15 protein-coding genes are annotated in these 14,440 nt (G+C 69.9%); 5 read left to right on the top strand and 10 right to left on the bottom strand.

The genetic code is table 11. The features are described from left to right. Positions 1-280: 280 nt before the first annotated feature. The 3 genes from DP107_RS10580 to DP107_RS10570 form a co-directional block, all read right to left on the bottom strand. A complete protein-coding gene (locus DP107_RS10580; protein WP_144262129.1) occupies positions 281-1,201 on the bottom strand; it encodes a hypothetical protein in 921 nt (306 codons plus the stop codon). A 41-nt stretch (positions 1,202-1,242) separates the two neighbouring features. Continuing rightward, positions 1,243-2,409, bottom strand: coding sequence for a hypothetical protein (locus tag DP107_RS10575; protein WP_144262128.1), 1,167 nt, complete (start codon positions 2,407-2,409; stop codon positions 1,243-1,245). Positions 2,410-2,571: 162 nt separating this feature from the next. Then, positions 2,572-3,423: an MBL fold metallo-hydrolase gene (locus DP107_RS10570; protein ID WP_144262127.1), complete on the bottom strand. Its 852-nt coding sequence runs from the start codon at positions 3,421-3,423 to the stop codon at positions 2,572-2,574. Between the two features lie 82 nt (positions 3,424-3,505). Here DP107_RS10570 and DP107_RS10565 point away from each other — a divergent pair, with 82 nt between their 5' ends. Continuing rightward, positions 3,506-3,856 carry a hypothetical protein gene (locus DP107_RS10565; protein ID WP_144262126.1) on the top strand — a complete coding sequence of 117 codons (351 nt, stop codon included), beginning with the start codon at positions 3,506-3,508 and terminating at the stop codon, positions 3,854-3,856. Between the two features lie 72 nt (positions 3,857-3,928). Here the strand turns inward: DP107_RS10565 and DP107_RS10560 are convergent, their stop codons facing one another. From DP107_RS10560 to DP107_RS10535, 6 genes are all read right to left on the bottom strand, one after another. Beyond that, the gene (locus DP107_RS10560; protein ID WP_144262125.1) at positions 3,929-5,197 is read right to left on the bottom strand and encodes a PQQ-dependent sugar dehydrogenase; all 1,269 of its coding nucleotides are present in this window, start codon (positions 5,195-5,197) and stop codon (positions 3,929-3,931) included. Positions 5,198-5,271: 74 nt separating this feature from the next. Then, positions 5,272-6,603: a glutamate-5-semialdehyde dehydrogenase gene (locus DP107_RS10555; protein ID WP_144262124.1), complete on the bottom strand. Its 1,332-nt coding sequence runs from the start codon at positions 6,601-6,603 to the stop codon at positions 5,272-5,274. Continuing rightward, entirely contained in the window at positions 6,596-7,447 is an 852-nt protein-coding gene (gene proB, locus DP107_RS10550) for a glutamate 5-kinase (RefSeq protein WP_144262123.1), read from the bottom strand. The genes DP107_RS10555 and proB overlap by 8 nt, the downstream gene beginning before the upstream one ends. After that, entirely contained in the window at positions 7,440-8,216 is a 777-nt protein-coding gene (proC, locus tag DP107_RS10545; protein ID WP_144262122.1) for a pyrroline-5-carboxylate reductase, read from the bottom strand. Before proC ends, proB begins: the two co-directional genes overlap by 8 nt. Positions 8,217-8,281: 65 nt before the next feature. Continuing rightward, positions 8,282-9,037 carry an HpcH/HpaI aldolase family protein gene (locus DP107_RS10540; protein ID WP_144262121.1) on the bottom strand — a complete coding sequence of 252 codons (756 nt, stop codon included), beginning with the start codon at positions 9,035-9,037 and terminating at the stop codon, positions 8,282-8,284. A 51-nt stretch (positions 9,038-9,088) separates the two neighbouring features. Beyond that, entirely contained in the window at positions 9,089-9,502 is a 414-nt protein-coding gene (locus tag DP107_RS10535) for a YlbF family regulator (protein ID WP_144262120.1), read from the bottom strand. Positions 9,503-9,654: 152 nt separating this feature from the next. Here DP107_RS10535 and dph2 point away from each other — a divergent pair, with 152 nt between their 5' ends. From dph2 to DP107_RS10515, 4 genes are all read left to right on the top strand, one after another. After that, positions 9,655-10,713: a diphthamide biosynthesis enzyme Dph2 gene (dph2, locus tag DP107_RS10530; RefSeq protein ID WP_144262119.1), complete on the top strand. Its 1,059-nt coding sequence runs from the start codon at positions 9,655-9,657 to the stop codon at positions 10,711-10,713. A 147-nt stretch (positions 10,714-10,860) separates the two neighbouring features. After that, a complete protein-coding gene (locus DP107_RS10525; protein WP_202877384.1) occupies positions 10,861-11,175 on the top strand; it encodes a response regulator in 315 nt (104 codons plus the stop codon). After that, complete coding sequence (locus DP107_RS20495) at positions 11,172-12,398, top strand: PAS domain-containing protein (RefSeq protein WP_202877383.1); 1,227 nt, start codon at positions 11,172-11,174, stop codon at positions 12,396-12,398. Before DP107_RS10525 ends, DP107_RS20495 begins: the two co-directional genes overlap by 4 nt. A 654-nt stretch (positions 12,399-13,052) precedes the next feature. After that, on the top strand, positions 13,053-13,994 hold the full coding sequence (locus DP107_RS10515; protein ID WP_144262118.1) for a ferritin family protein: 942 nt from the start codon (positions 13,053-13,055) through the stop codon (positions 13,992-13,994). Between the two features lie 11 nt (positions 13,995-14,005). On the opposite strand, the gene DP107_RS10510 is transcribed toward DP107_RS10515, so the two are convergent. Next, positions 14,006-14,395, bottom strand: coding sequence for a DUF7522 family protein (locus tag DP107_RS10510; RefSeq protein WP_144262117.1), 390 nt, complete (start codon positions 14,393-14,395; stop codon positions 14,006-14,008). Positions 14,396-14,440 lie beyond the last annotated feature (45 nt).

The following is a 14,440-nucleotide window of genomic DNA, read 5'->3' as shown; positions in this document are numbered from 1 at the left end:
TCGCGGAGCGTGCATCACCTCGGATTCGGCCCGGTTCTCGCCCGACCGACCGGCTGTCGATGACCCGCAGGTCAACCGGATGGCGATTCAGGAAAGGACCGACACCACCGGGATGACGCGTTCCGAGCTTCCCGTCCTCGGCGAGGGGAGAGCATCCGGGAGGCCGACGCGGCCGTCCCCGCGTCGGCCATCCACCGGGGCCCGGCCGGCGAGTCGGAGGCGAGGAGACGACCGTCGGCGGGCAGGACGTGCCGGCATCGCGCCGGGCTGACGGCCCCACTCAGTCCGAGGCCGGCGCGACGAGCTCCGTCTCGGACTCGTCGATGAGTAGCTCCGCCAGCGCCGCCGCGCGCTCATCCATCTCGTGGACGTTCTCCAGCAGCACGGTCTCGGAGGGGAACAGCTGTTCGCCCACCAGCAGGCCGTTGTCCCGGGCCGTCGAGCCCGTGACCGTGAGATACACCCCGAGCCCGGCCTCGGCGATGGCGGCCTCCTCCTCGTCGACGTCCTCGCCGGGGTAGCAGAACGTGATGTCATCCAGGGCGTCCGTCCCGATGACGGCCTCGACGAGCCGCTCGTAGCGCGGCGAGATGCAGAGGTCGCCCTCGTGGCCGGCGACGAACGAGCGGTCGAGGGGCCGCCCGCCGTCGCCGCGCGTCTCGGGCGTCGCCAGCAGCGTGTGGTAGACCGTGTCCCCGAGGCCGCCCGCGACCCGGACGTCCGTGTCCCGGGGGTCGATACGCTCGTTCACGTCCGCCAGCGTGGCCAACGGCTCCGGCCGGAGCTCGACGACCTCCTCCAGGACGAGGTCGGCCGAGTCGAAGCCGAGCGCGAACTCGTGCTTCCGCAGCGCCCGGAACGGCTCCTCCCGGCCGACCAGCTGGACGTCGCCGGCCTCGGTGGGGACGGTCAGCGAGTCGAAGGCGACCCGCCGGGGGAACCCGTCGCGGGCGTCGCGGAACAGCGTGAACTCGGGGGCGTACGGGTCCGACGGGTCGGAGTAGTCCGCCAGCCGCTCGTAGACCGAACGGTCGGCCGTCCGGTCGCGCTTGGTCACGGCCTTCTCGAAGCGGAGCGTCGAGACCACCTCGTCGGCGCGCTCGGTCGCGTCCGCGGCGGGTCCGGCATGGTGGGCCACCCGTTCCAGCACGGCCTCCAGCGGGCGACCCTTCCGTGGCACCGCGACCTGCACGGTCGTCATTGGCGACGGGTCGTGAGAACGAGCAAAAAGCCGTCCGGTTCTCAGTCGCCGGCCAGCGCCTGCCGCAGGTTCTCCAGCGTCTGGATGTCCTCATCCATCTCGTCGAGCTCGTCCTCGAGGTCCGTGACCCGGTCGTCCAGGTTCTCGCCGAGCCCGTCCTCCAGTTCCGCGAGGTCCGCTCGGAGCTCCTCGACGCTCCCCTCGAGCGAATCCGTCGCCGCCGCCACCTCGTCGAGCCGGTCCTCCATTCCGGCGACGCTCCCCTCGACGTCGTCGAGGCTATCGAGCAGGTCGTCGAACTCCTCACGCATCGCGAGCAGGTCGTCGGCGGTCCCCGCGTCGTCGAGGAACGACTCCAGGGCGCCGGTGTAGGCGACGACCTCGTCGACATCGGCCTGGAGCTTGTCGAGCTTGGCCTCCACGTGCCCCGGGACGTTCTCCTCCGAGTCGTCGTCCGCAGCACCGAGGGCGTCACGGAGCGTGTCGAGGTCCTCGTCGGCGACCTCGCCGGCGCGGACCTCCGCGGCCAGCGCCGCGGCGAGGTCCGCCGGCGTCACGGCCCCGCCGGCGTCGTGGGCCGCCGCCCCGTCCGTCGCGGTCCGGACCGCCGCGGTGGGCTCGGACCCGTCCGCCGGCTCGTTCGGCTCGGGCGCGACGGACTCCTCGTCGGCCTCGGTCCCGTCGATGTCCGCGATGGCGGACTCCAGGTCGTCGGCGGAGGCCTCTGCCGGGTCGGATCCCGCCGCCTCCTCGTCGGACGCCTCGTCCCCCCCCAGGTCGGCACCGGTCGGGTCGTCGAGATGGATCGACGTGTCGGCGGTCCCGTCGGCCCCCTCGTCCTCGGCCGCGCCGTCGGCGTCCGCCTCGGACTCGTCGCCGATGATGTCGCTGACCGTCTCCTCGCCCTCGACCCCCTCGATGGCCGGGTCCGTCAGGAACCGGCTGACGTCCTCGGTGTCCTTCGCACGGAGCCCGTAGACGGTGGTGTACTCCTCGCCGGCCTCGAACTCCCGCTCGAAGACGATTTCGTCGTCCTCGACGGTCCAGAAGTCGGCCCCGTACTTGGGATGGAAGCCGATATCCTGGGCGGGGACGTCATCGGGGACCCGGTCGACGATGCGGACGTCCGTCGTCTCGCCGCGGCCGGCGTGGATGACGAAGGCGATGGCCGGAACCGGGAAATCGTCGGGTTCGAACGACTTCTCCACCCTGACCCCCCCCGTTCGACGACCACGCTCACCTCCTCCGAGTCGGCGTTGCTCATGTCTACCTCCAACCAGCGACCTCACTCCCATAAAGCTACCCTGAAGCCCGTTCCGCGGGGGCCGTAGGCGGCCGCGACCGGCCCACGGGAGCGGCGACCGTGCCCGTCAGAGCGAGAGCCGGTCGCCGATCTCCGCCACCGCCACGGCCTCGGGGTGGGCGAACGAGCGCGTGTGGTCCCGCACCGACCGCGGGTCCGCTGTCAGCCCCTTCCACATGTCCCAGTGCGTGGGGACGAGCCGGTCCAGCCGGAGCTGGTCGGCGGCCTCGGCGACCTCGTTCGGCGACGAGTACCACCGTTTGTAGACCGGCTCGCCGGCGGCCTCGTCGAACAGCATCCCGGAGGAGCCGAAGGCAAGCGCCCCGAGGTCGATGTCGTACCGCTCCCCGACGGACGCGAACGCCTCGCCCGGCCGCGCGTCCCCGCCATGGAAGAAGGTCCCCGTCCCGGCGTCGATGACGTACGAGACGGGATGGCTGGCGTCGGGGTCGTTTGCCGGCTCCACGTCGAGGGTCAGCGACCCCAGTTCGACGGTGTCCCCCGCCGCGACCTCGTGGAAGGCCGCCTCCGTGACGCCCGCCGCGTCGGTCCAGCCCTCCTCACGGACCACCGCCAGCGAGTCGTCAGGCGCGATGTAGTCGGCGCCGCCGGCCACGAGCGGCCGCTGTGTCGGCCCATGGACGTGGTCGGAGTGCTCGTGGGTCGCCAGTACCGCGTCCGGGTCGACGAGTTCGGCGAACGTCCCCGGGTCGAATGGAACGGGAACCATCCGGACGGTCCGGGGCGGGTCGCCGGTCCCACAGTACGGGTCGATGACCACCGTCGTCCCGTCGGCGGCCTTCAGGACGAAGCCGTTACAGCCCAGATACCAGAGGTCCAGCCCGTCGGGGTCGGCCGAGGCGACCGCCCGTGGCAGCCAGTCGCCCCAGTCCGACGCGCCGAGTTCGTGTGCGCACATGGGGTCGCTTGCGTGGGGGCGGCGGTTGAACGTTCCTCCTCGGCGCCGGAACGCATAGGTCGCCACCGGCCGACCGACCGCCATGGACCCGCGGCGACGGGACGACTGGCTCGCGGCCGGGGCGCTTGCCGCACTGCTCGCGCTGTTGGCCCGGGACGGTGCGCTGGACGAGCTCCGACGGCCGAGCGCGACGGCGCTCGGGGTCGGTGCCGCCGCCCTGGTCGAGTGGCTCTTCCTCCGCTACCCGGACCGGCTCCTCACCCTCTGGGACCGCCCGGGCGTCGCGAGCGCCGGCGGCCTGGGACTCGTCGGTGCGGCACTCGCGGCGCGGCGGTACGCCGGCCTCGTCGCCGCCGGCGCCTGGGGACTGGTGACCTACGGCGGGTTCCGCGTGTGGTTCGCCCGGCGGCGGGACGACACGGGCACGACGTGACTGTCGGATATCCGACGAACTGTCGACGTTCGCATCTCATATCGGGTTCTGGAAGCAAAACGGAACGGGAATTCAGTAACCTCCGTCGTTCGCCGACTCCTCGTCCGGGACCAGCCGCGCGATGGGGGCGTCGTCGCCGTCGACGACGACGTAGAGGTGGCCGGTGTCCGGGCCGACCTCCGCGTCCCGGACCCGCCAACCGCGGTCGGCCAGCAGCGATGACCCCTCGGCCACGTCGTCGCCGTCGACTGTCAACCGGGCGAGGTACTGCGAGGCGAGGCCGCCGACAAGGAGGTCGCCCTGCCACGCCGGGAAGGCGTCGCCGTCGTAGAACGTCATGCCGCTGGGGGGGAACCCGCCGTCCGGGCAGGGCCAGGAGTACATCGGCGCGACGACGTCGTCGCGCTCGTCGTGGGGGACCCCGATGGGGTCCCCGCCACCGTAGGTACAGCCCTCGTCGGCGACCGGCCAGCCGAAGTTGGCGCCGCGCTCCAGCCGGTTGAGTTCGTCGCCGTCCTGCTCGCCGAACTCGCTCTGCCAGATGGCGCCCGTCTCCGGGTGGACGGCCATCCCCTGGGCGTTGCGGTGGCCGTAGCTGAACACCGCATCGGCGCCCTCGTCGTCGACGAACGGGTTGTCGTCCGGGACCGACCCGTCCGGCGCGAGCCGGAGCGTGCAGCCGAGTTCGTTGGTCCGGTCCTGGGCGACGTGGTCCGGGCCGAAGTCCTTGAACTGCCGGTCGCCGACGCTCACGTAGGCCAACCTGTCGGGCCCGAAGACGACCCGGGAGCCGAAATGACCGTTCGATTCGACGTGCGGCTCGGCGGCGTGTAGCCGCTCGAACGACCGGAGCCGCGGGGCGTCGGTATCGAGCCGCCCCCGGCCGAGGTGGGTGGTCGAGGCGCCGCTCCCGTCGCCCGCCGCGTAGGTGAGGTAGACCCAGTTCGGCTCCGGGAAGTCGGGGTGGAAGGCGATGTCGAGCAGGCCGCCCTGCCCGGCGGCGGCGACGGTCGGCGCCCCCGGGACGCGGTCGCGATCGCCCGTCTCGGGGTCGACCAGCCGGAGCTCCCCGACCCGCTCGGTCACCAGCAGTGCCGACTCGTCCGGGAGCGGCGCGACGCTCCAGGGGGCAGTGAACCCGTCAGCGACCGTCTCGACGGTGAACTCGACCGACTCGCCGTCATCGGGCCCGGTGTCACCGGAGCCGTCGTCGGAGCCGTCCCCGCCGGACGGGTCGGAACCGTTCGACCCGCCCGAGCCGCCGGGGCCGTCCGTCGAACAGCCCGCCAGGCCGCCCGCGACGGCCGTTCCCGCGAGCGCCAGATAGCTGCGCCTGTTCATCGTCGTCACGTAGGGAGCGTCGGGGTATCAATCCCGGTCAGATGGTGTCGCGAGCACACGACCGGCCACGGCGGTCACTCCCCCGACAGGCGGCCGGGGCTCCACTCCCCGTCGAACGCCTCGTGCCGGAACGGCCGCGGGTCGTCGCCGGCGTAGGTGCCGACGAGCTGGCCGTCACCCTCCAGATACCATTTGTAGGTCGTGAGGCCCTCCAGCCCGACCGGGCCGCGGGCGTGGGTCTTGCCCGTGCTGATGCCGACCTCGGCGCCGAGACCGTAGCGGTAGCCGTCGGCGAAGCGGGTGGAGGCGTTGTGGAAGACGCTCGCTGAGTCGACCCCGCGCATGAACCGGCCGGCGCGGTCGGCGTCCTCGGTGATGACCGACTCCGTATGCTTGGAGCCGTGCGTGTTGACGTGGTCGACGGCGTCGACGAGCGAGTCCACGACCCGGATGTCGAGTTCGAGATCGCCGTACTCGCTCGACCAGTTCGCCTCCGTGGCGGCGGCGACGTCGACGACCTCGCGCGTCCGCTCACACCCGCGGAGGGTCACGTCGTGCTCGCGGTACGTCCCGACCATCCCCGGCAGGAAGTCGGCGGCCACGTCAGCGTGGACCAGTAGCGTCTCGACGGCGTTGCAGACCGCGGGGTACTGGACCTTGGCGTCCAGCGCGACCTCGCCCGCCATCTCCAGGTCGGCCTCGCGGTCGACGAACACGTGGCAGACGCCCTCCGTGTGGCCGAGCACGGGGATGGAGGTGTTGTCCTGGATGTACTGGACGAACTCCGAGGAGCCACGGGGCATGAGGAGGTCGACCGCCTCGTCCATCCCCAGCAGGCGGTCGACGTCCTCGCGGGCCTCGATGAGCTGGGCCCAGCCGTCGGGCCGGTCGGCCGTCGCCTCGACGATGATCTCGTAGAGGGCGCGGTTGGAGTGGGCGGCCTCGCTGCCGCCCTTCAGGATGACCGCGTTGCCCGACTTCAGGCTGAGCGCGGCGATCTGGACCAGGGCGTCCGGCCGGCTCTCGAAGACGGTGCCGATGACGCCGATGGGGACGCTCTGCTTGTAGAGGTCGAGGTCGTCGTCGAGATGCCGGGCCGACAGTGTCCGGCCGAGCGGGTCCTCCTGCTCGGCGACCGACCGGACCATCTCGACGATGCTGTCGAGCTTGCCGCCGGCGAGGTCGAGCCGGTCGACGAGCGCCTGGCTGTACTCACCCTGCTCGAGGAGCGCCTCGGCCTCGGTCACGTCGCGCTCGTTGGCCTCGAGCACGCGCTCGCGCTCCGCGTCGATGGCGTCGGCGACGTCGTGCAGCGCCGCGCTCCGCTCGGCGTCCGGGAGAGTGGCCAGTTTCAGGGCTGCGCGCTCCGCCGCTGCGACCTTGGTCCGGGTGTCATCTTCAGTCATCGGTGGCCCCGTTCACGGGGACGAACAGCGTCCCCACCGGCTTGGCAGTAGCGATTCGGTCCAGCACGTCCGGCTCCGCGGAGCCGGCGATGACCGCGGGGATGCCGTGTTCGCTGGCATCGCGGGCCCCCTCGACCTTGGTCCGGATGCCGCCGAACTCCGCGTCCGCGCTCCTCGAGATGACGTCCTCGACGGCAGCGTAGTTCCGGCCGACGGCCTCGATGCGCTCGGCGGCGGCGTCGTGCTTCGGGTTCCCCGTGTAGACGCCGTCGACGTCGGTCAGCATCACCAGCAGGTCCACGCCGACGCCGATGGCGATGGACGCCGACAGCATGTCGTTATCCCCGATCTCGATCTCCTGGGTCGCGACCGCGTCGTTCTCGTTGATGATCGGGACGATCCCCCAGTCGAGCAGCGTCTCGATGGCGTTGTGGAAGTTGGTGAACCGCTCGGGGTTCTCCAGGTCGTGTTCGGTGAGGAGGAGCTGGGCGACCGTCCGGTCGTGGCGGGCGAAGCTCGCGTTGTATCGGTGCATCAGGTGGCTCTGCCCGACCGTCGACAGCGCCTGGGCCTCCTCGACGGTCCGGTCGTTGTGGTCGAGCCCGACGCGACCGATGCCGGAGACGATGGCGGCCGAGGAGACCAGGATGACCTCCTTCCCGCGGCCGAGCAGGTCCTCGACGTCGTCGACGAGCTTGTCCAGCTTCGTGTTGTCCAGGTTCGAGTCGTCGTCCGTGAGGGAGTTCGTGCCGATCTTCACCAGCACCCGGTCGGCGTCGGCCGCGAGCTGTCGTGCCCGTTCCAACTCCGCGGTCGCGACGGTCTCGCTCGCGCCCTCACTCATCGCCGACCTCCGCGGAGAGCTCGCGGGAGCGCCGGGCGGCCGCCTCGACCGCCGCCGCGACCTCGTCCTCGACCGGGCTGTCCCACAACGACTCCATCCCCTCGATGGTGGTCCCGTTCGGCGAGCAGACGGCGTCGATGAGCTCCTCGATGCTCCGGTCCGAGCGGAGGACGGTCTCGGCGGCGCCCTTGAAGGTCTGGGCGGCCAGCGTCTCGGCCGCCTCACGGTCCATCCCCTCGGCGACGGCGCCGTCCCGCATGGCGGCGACGAGGTAGAAGACGAAGGCGGGGCCGCTGCCGTTCAGCGCGGTCGCGGTGTCCATCAGCGACTCCTCGATCTCCGCGTACTCGCCGAGGTCGGCCAGCAGGTCCCGAACGACGTCCGGGACGGGGTCGCCCGCCACCGCGCCGGCCATCGTGCCGGTCTCGGCCGCCAGGTTCGGCATCAGCCGGACGACCTGCGCGTCCGTCCGGGGGGCGACGTAGTCGGTCGTCACGCCGGCCGCGATGGTAACGAGGACGCTCTCGGCCGGCACGTCGATGTCGTCGAGGACGGCGCCGACGATGTCGGGCTTGACGGCGACGAAGACGACCTCGGAGTCGTCGGCCTCGGACGGGTCGGTGGTGGTCCGGGTGCAGTGCTCCTCGACCGCGGCAAGGGCGTCGGTGTCCAGGTCGGCGGCGACTATCTCGTGGCCGCCGGCTCGTGAGAGCCCCGCAATCAGAGCGCTCCCCATGTTCCCGCAACCGATGACGCTGACGGTGACCATCTTACCCCGGGTAAGCGGCGAGGGCGATATACGGGCTTTGGTTTCCGCAGTCGCGGCCGCACCGGTCACTCCAGGACGTCACGGGCGGCCCCGACCGCGTCGGCGACCCCCGACAGTAGCAGTGCCGTGTCGACGCCGGCGATGAGGAAGTCAAAGCCCATCGACCCCAGTGCTCGCACCTGCTCCGGGTCGGCGCCGAGCGTCCCGACGGGCGTTCCGGCGTCGTCGCCGGCCGCGAGCACCGTCCCGATGGCGCCGGCCAACTCCGGGTCGTCCCACTCGCCGAAGACGCCCAGGTTCGCGGAGAGGTCCGCCGGCCCGACGAACAGCGCGTCCACCCCGTCGACGGCCGCGATGTCGGCGGCGTGTTCGACGCCCGCCTCCGTCTCGACCTGCAGTATCGTCAGGGTCTCGGCGGCGGCGCGCTCGACGTAGGACTCGAACTCGCGGCCGTACGCCGAGGCCCGGGCGGTCGCGATACCCCGGACGCCATCGGGTGGGTAGCGGCAGGCCTCGACCGCCGCACGGGCCTCGTCAGCGGACTCGACCATCGGCACCATCACGCCCGCCACGCCGAGGTCCAGCAGCCGCTTGATGCGGACGGGGTCGTTCCACGCGACCCGGGCGAGCGGGATCGCGTCACCCGCCGCGGCGTCGACGGCACGGGCACAGTCGGCCACCGTCTCCAGCCCGTTCGGGGTGTGTTCCGTGTCCAGCAGCACGAAGTCGGCGTCCGGGGCGAGCAGTTCGGGGACGGCGGGGTCGGCCAGCGAGGCCCAGGTCCCGACCACTGACTCGCCGTCGCGGAGTGCGTCACGCATGGCTCGGCGGTCGAGGGGTCGGCGCAAAAAGGTCCGGACGGTCGTCGCGGCTCAGTCCTCGCAGCAGCCGCCGGCCTTCCCGCCGAAGTCGACCTCGAGCGGGGCGGAGATGGACTCGTTCAGCTCCTGCAGCGACAGCTCCAGTCGGTTCTGTGCGGCCTGGAACTCCGCCATCTCGGGGATCTCGTTGAGCTCCTGCTGGGCCGTCTGCAGCTCGCGGAGGTCCTCGTTGGTCGCGTCGCCGGTCTGCCGGGCGAGCATGAACTCCTCGCGGAGCTGCTCGAACTCCCGGACCTGTTGCTGGATCTCCTCGTCGCTCTCGACGGCCGCCTTGCTCTCCATGAACTCGCGGTAGGCCGGCAGCTCCGTGATGACCTCCCCCAGCTCCGTGGCCAGCTCCGTCGCCCGCGCGGCGGGGTGGTCGGCCTCCTCGTCGCCCTCCGCCTCCGTCGATTCGATGCTCATTACCAGCAGTTGGAACCGGCTCCGTTTATGTCTGCCGAACGGAGCCGCCCCTCGCCGCGACCCGGCGTGCAGGCCGCCGTCCGGGGCCGTCGCCGCTCCAGGCGAGACGCGTAATCACGGACGTTATCCCGTTCGGGCCGGTACGTCCGGTAATGAGCCATGACGCCGACACCCCCGAGCGGACCGAGGGGGACCTCACGCGGACCGGGATGGCGCTCAAGCACGAACGCACCTGGGACTACGAACTCGAACGAATCGTCGAGGCCGTCGAGGAACGCGGCGCCGAGAAGGTCGGCCTCCAGTTCCCCGAGGGGCTCAAACGGCGCGGTCCGAACGTCACCGACGACCTCCGGGGGCTGCTGCCCGACGACGTACGGGTGATGCTGTCCGGGCAGCCCTGCTATGGCGCCTGCGACCTCGACACCTACCTCATGCGCCGGACGGACGTGTTCGTCCACTTCGGCCACTCCCCGATGAAGGAGTCCGACTCCATCATCTACGTCCCGCTGTTCTCGAACGTCGACGTGGCCCCCATCATGCAGGAGTCCCTTTCCGAACTCGCGAATCCGGCCGAGGACCCCGATGTCGGCCTCGTCACGACCGCCCAGCATATGAACAAGTTCGACGAGATGCGTGCCTGGCTGGAGGAGCGCGACTTCACCGTCCACACCCGCCGCGGCGACGACCGACTCACCCACGAGGGGCAGGTACTCGGCTGCAACTACGCCTCCGCCGACATCGACGCCGACCAGATCCTCTACGTCGGCGGCGGCAAGTTCCACCCGCTGGGGCTGGCGATGGAGCACCCCGAGAAGGACGTCGTCATCGCCGACCCCGTCAACAACGTCGTGACGGTTGCCGACACGGAGAAGTTCCTCAAGCAGCGCTACGGCGCCGTCCACCGCGCGATGGACGCCGAGACGTTCGGGGTCATCTTCTGCACGAAGATCGGCCAGGGGCGCTGGGACGTGGCCAACGAGATCGTCGAGGCCAACGACGACGCCTACCTCATCACGATGGACGAGATCACGCCGGACCGGCTCGTCAACTTCGACATGGACGCCTTCGTCAACACGGGCTGTCCCCGCATCACCACCGACGACGGCCCGCAGTTCAAGAAGCCCATGTTGACGCCGGGCGAGTACGAGATCGCCATCGGGGAGAAGCCGCTGGACGAACTGTCGTTCGACACGTTCCACGGAACCTGGTAGCGCCCGCCTCGGCTGCGGATGACCTCGGCCGATCCACCGACCGTCTACTATTGGACGACACATACGGGGGGTAAACAGCACGGCGACGACTTCTGTTCCTGAGAATCCTGCTGAACTATTTTTACGATGCTCACAACAGCATACGTCATGACAAACGCTGCTCGCCACTGGATCCAGGTCCTCCACGTCGACGACGAGCCGGATTTCGCCGATTTAACCCGAGCGTATCTCGAACGCGAGGACGACCGGTTCACCGTCGAGACGGCGACCAGCGCCGACGAGGGATTACGATGCATCGATGATGACCCACCGGACTGCGTCGTCTCGGACTACAATATGCCCGGTATGGACGGCATCGAGTTCCTGCGGGCCGTCCGGGAGCGGTTTCCGGACCTCCCGTTCGTCCTGTTCACCGGAAGGGGTCCGAGGAGGTCGCCAGCGAGGCGATCTCCGCGGGCGTGACCGACTACCTCCAGAAGGAGCGCGGGACCGACCAGTACACCATCCTCGCCAACCGGGTCCGGAACGCCGTCGAGCGACGGGACGCCGAGCGGGAACGCGACCGTCAGCTCGAGGCGATCGAAACCGCACAGGAGGGGATCAGCATCCTCGACGAGGACGGGCACTACGTCTACGTCAACCGACGGTTCGCGGACATCCACGGCTACGACCCCGGGGGGATGGTCGGCGAGCACTGGACACTCGCCTATCGGGATGCCGACGTCCCGAAGGTCCGAGGCGAGATCCTCCCGGAAGTCGAGCGAACGGGCTACTGGCACGGCGAGACCGTCAGCCTCCGATCGGATGGGACTACGGTGCCCGTCGACCACACGCTCGCGTTGACCGACCGCGGTGAGCTCGTCTGCACCGTGCGAGACGTCTCGGATCAGAAGGAACGGGAGCGGGAGTTACAGGCCACCGAACGCCGGTATCAGGCGATCCTCGACGATCCGAACATCCTCGTGGCCGTGATCGGCACCGGTGGTCGACTCATCGAGGCCAACCGAACCGCGCTTGACTACATCGACGCCGACGAGGAGGACGTCGTCGGGGACCCGTTCTGGAGCACGCCGTGGTGGTCCGAGGAAGCCCGGCCGGCCGTTCGCGAGAACGTCCAGCAGGCCGCCACGGGCGAATACGTCGAATACGAGGCGGACCTCGAACGGCCGGACGGAACGCCGTACAGCGTCGAAGGCGCCATCCGGCCAGTGACGGACGGGACGGGCGACGTCGTGTCCCTCGTCGTCTCCGCGTGTGACGTGACCGAGCGCAAGGACCGAGAGCGGACGCTCCAGGAGGTGAATCAGCGGTTCGAACTGCTGGCGGAGGCCGTACCCGACGGACTGTTCCTCGTCGGGGCGGACTACTCGGAGCTCTACTACTGTAACTCCGCGGCGGCAGCCCTCTATGGGGTCGACATGGCGGAGCTCCGGGACGACCCGAGCGCGTGGATGCGTCACGTCCATCCCGATGACGTCGGTCGGCTGGAGGCGGACGTCGAACGGCAGCGGAACGACCGTGTCGACGATATCCAGCGGCAGCAGTTCAGGATCCAGCATCCCGACCGGGGAACACGGTGGCTGGAGGTGGAGATATATTCGGTCGAGGCGGACGGCAGGATAGAACGTCTCGCCGGCGTCGCTACGGATATCACCGAGCAGCGGGCACAGGCGAAACCGCAGTGAGGAACGCGATCCATCGAGTGGACCCCCGGCACGCCTGCGGGCCCCCTTCCTGTCGTTGCTGCCAACGGGGGTCCGCGCCGGTGGGAGTCGGCCCCGTGTGGCCGTTAGATACGCTGACGAACGCATCGCCGGACGTGGAGAACCGCGTCATTCTGTCATCGTCAGAGCGAACGAGGTCGGTTCCCGCATCGAGATGGGGTCTGAATCCCGCGGTGGAGCGGGAGGCGGTCATCGGAATCAGCCACGCGAGGCCGTCAGCGGGCCTCGGCGGCCCCGGATCGGCGAGCGACGACGCTCGCGAGTGAGATACCGTGCCAGGGGTCGAGCAGGGCGGGGGTCGGCCGGACGACCCCCGGTGTCGATAGCGCTACCGAAAAGCGGGTCCGGTTCCCCGTGCTGCTCGATCCGAACGCCGAACGATAGCCGGCGAGTTACCACCGGCCGGCACCCGGTATGGGACACGTTCGAATCGACGGACCCACCGGCTGTCAGGCGACGGCTGCCGAACATGGAGTTCGCGTGTCGCTGCTCGCCACGGAGCAGGGGCCCGGGGGCGGGGAGCCGACGGAGCCGCCACCCGCCGGCTCGTGTTTAAACGACCCTCGCCGGCAGGGGAGTATCTTCATATCCGATCGGGGCATGGGTGACGATGGCATGTCACGGTACGCAGACGACGGTCGCGAGATGCGGCTCGACCCGGACTCGTTCGCTGGGGGCTACTTCAAACACGCCGTCTACAACCACTGGGACCCGTACGAGGACATCCCGGATTCGAAACTGGAGACGGACCTCGAGCGGCTCATCGAGGACGACCCCAGCGCCGAGGAGTTCGACGAGTTCCGCCAGCTGCTGGCGCAGTTCGGCGCCGGCGAGGAGGCCGTGACCGAGGACCTCGCGCCGATGAGCATCGTGCTGGACGACATCAACGACCAGATGTTCATCTCCAGCCAGATCTACGAGGAGGCCAAGCACGCGGTCTTCTTCGACCGGTACTGGCGGAACGTCGTCAATCCGGCCGCCGAGGAACTCGGCTACGAGGTCCACTCGCCGACGGCGGAGCACTACTTCAACGACTCCTACGTCCACGTCTTCGACGAGACCGAACGCAACATGGCCGAGCTGCTACAGGACGACTCCGTCGAGCAGATGGCCACGGCCATCGCCCACTACCACGTCGTCATCGAGAGCGTGATGGCCCAGACGGGCTACTACTCCTTCCAGGAGATCTACGGCCCGGACGACAGCGAGATCACGGAGCGCGAGATGCCCCACCTGCCGGGCGTGCTGGAGGGGATCGGCTACATCCGGAGCGACGAGGGCCGCCACGTCGGCTGGGGGGTCCGCAAGCTCCGCGAGTGGGTGCAGGAGGGTGCTGTCGGCCCGCAGGTCGTCCGTGACACCCTGCAGGACCTGATGGTCCACGTCGCCAAGAACAACAACGCGTACGAGGTCATCTCGGACCCCGGCGCGATGATCGCCTACTCGCGGGACAAGCTCACCCGCCGGGTCGAGATCATCACGGAGCAGGAGGCCGAGGTGCCGGACGTCGAGGAGCTGGTCGCGCTGGACAACGGGACCGGCGCCGCCGCGGACTGACCGGGCCCGCCTCAGGCCGGCGACCCCGAGAACAGTCGGTCGTTGCAGCGCTTGATGAACGCCGACAGGTCCTCGCTCACGGAGCGGTCCAGCGAGACGTAGGCCGCTTCGTCCTCACCACAGGAGATGAGCAGCAGGAAGGCGTCCTCGAAGGCGAACAGCCCGGCGTGGGACTGCCCCAGCGACGTCTGGTAAGTGTTGAGCCCCTGGAACGCCTCGGAGGTCCGGACGGCGGCGTCCTCCAGTCCCTCCAGTTCCGCGTCCGTGTACCGCCGCTGGAGGTCCTCGCGCATGTAGGCCGGGTCGACCTCGTCGTCGTGGACGATACCGACCGCCCGGACCGCGTCGGCGAGATGCTCGCGGCAGAACTCGGTCAGCCGGTCGATGTTCGCCCGGGTCATGTGCATCGATACCACACCACGACATATAATCCTCGGGGCGTGGAG

The organism is Haloglomus irregulare (assembly GCF_007421925.1).
In the GTDB taxonomy this organism is placed as follows: domain Archaea; phylum Halobacteriota; class Halobacteria; order Halobacteriales; family Haloarculaceae; genus Haloglomus; species Haloglomus irregulare.
The sequence above is the reverse complement of the archived record's forward strand: the minus strand, read 5'-3'. Positions and strand labels throughout refer to the sequence as shown.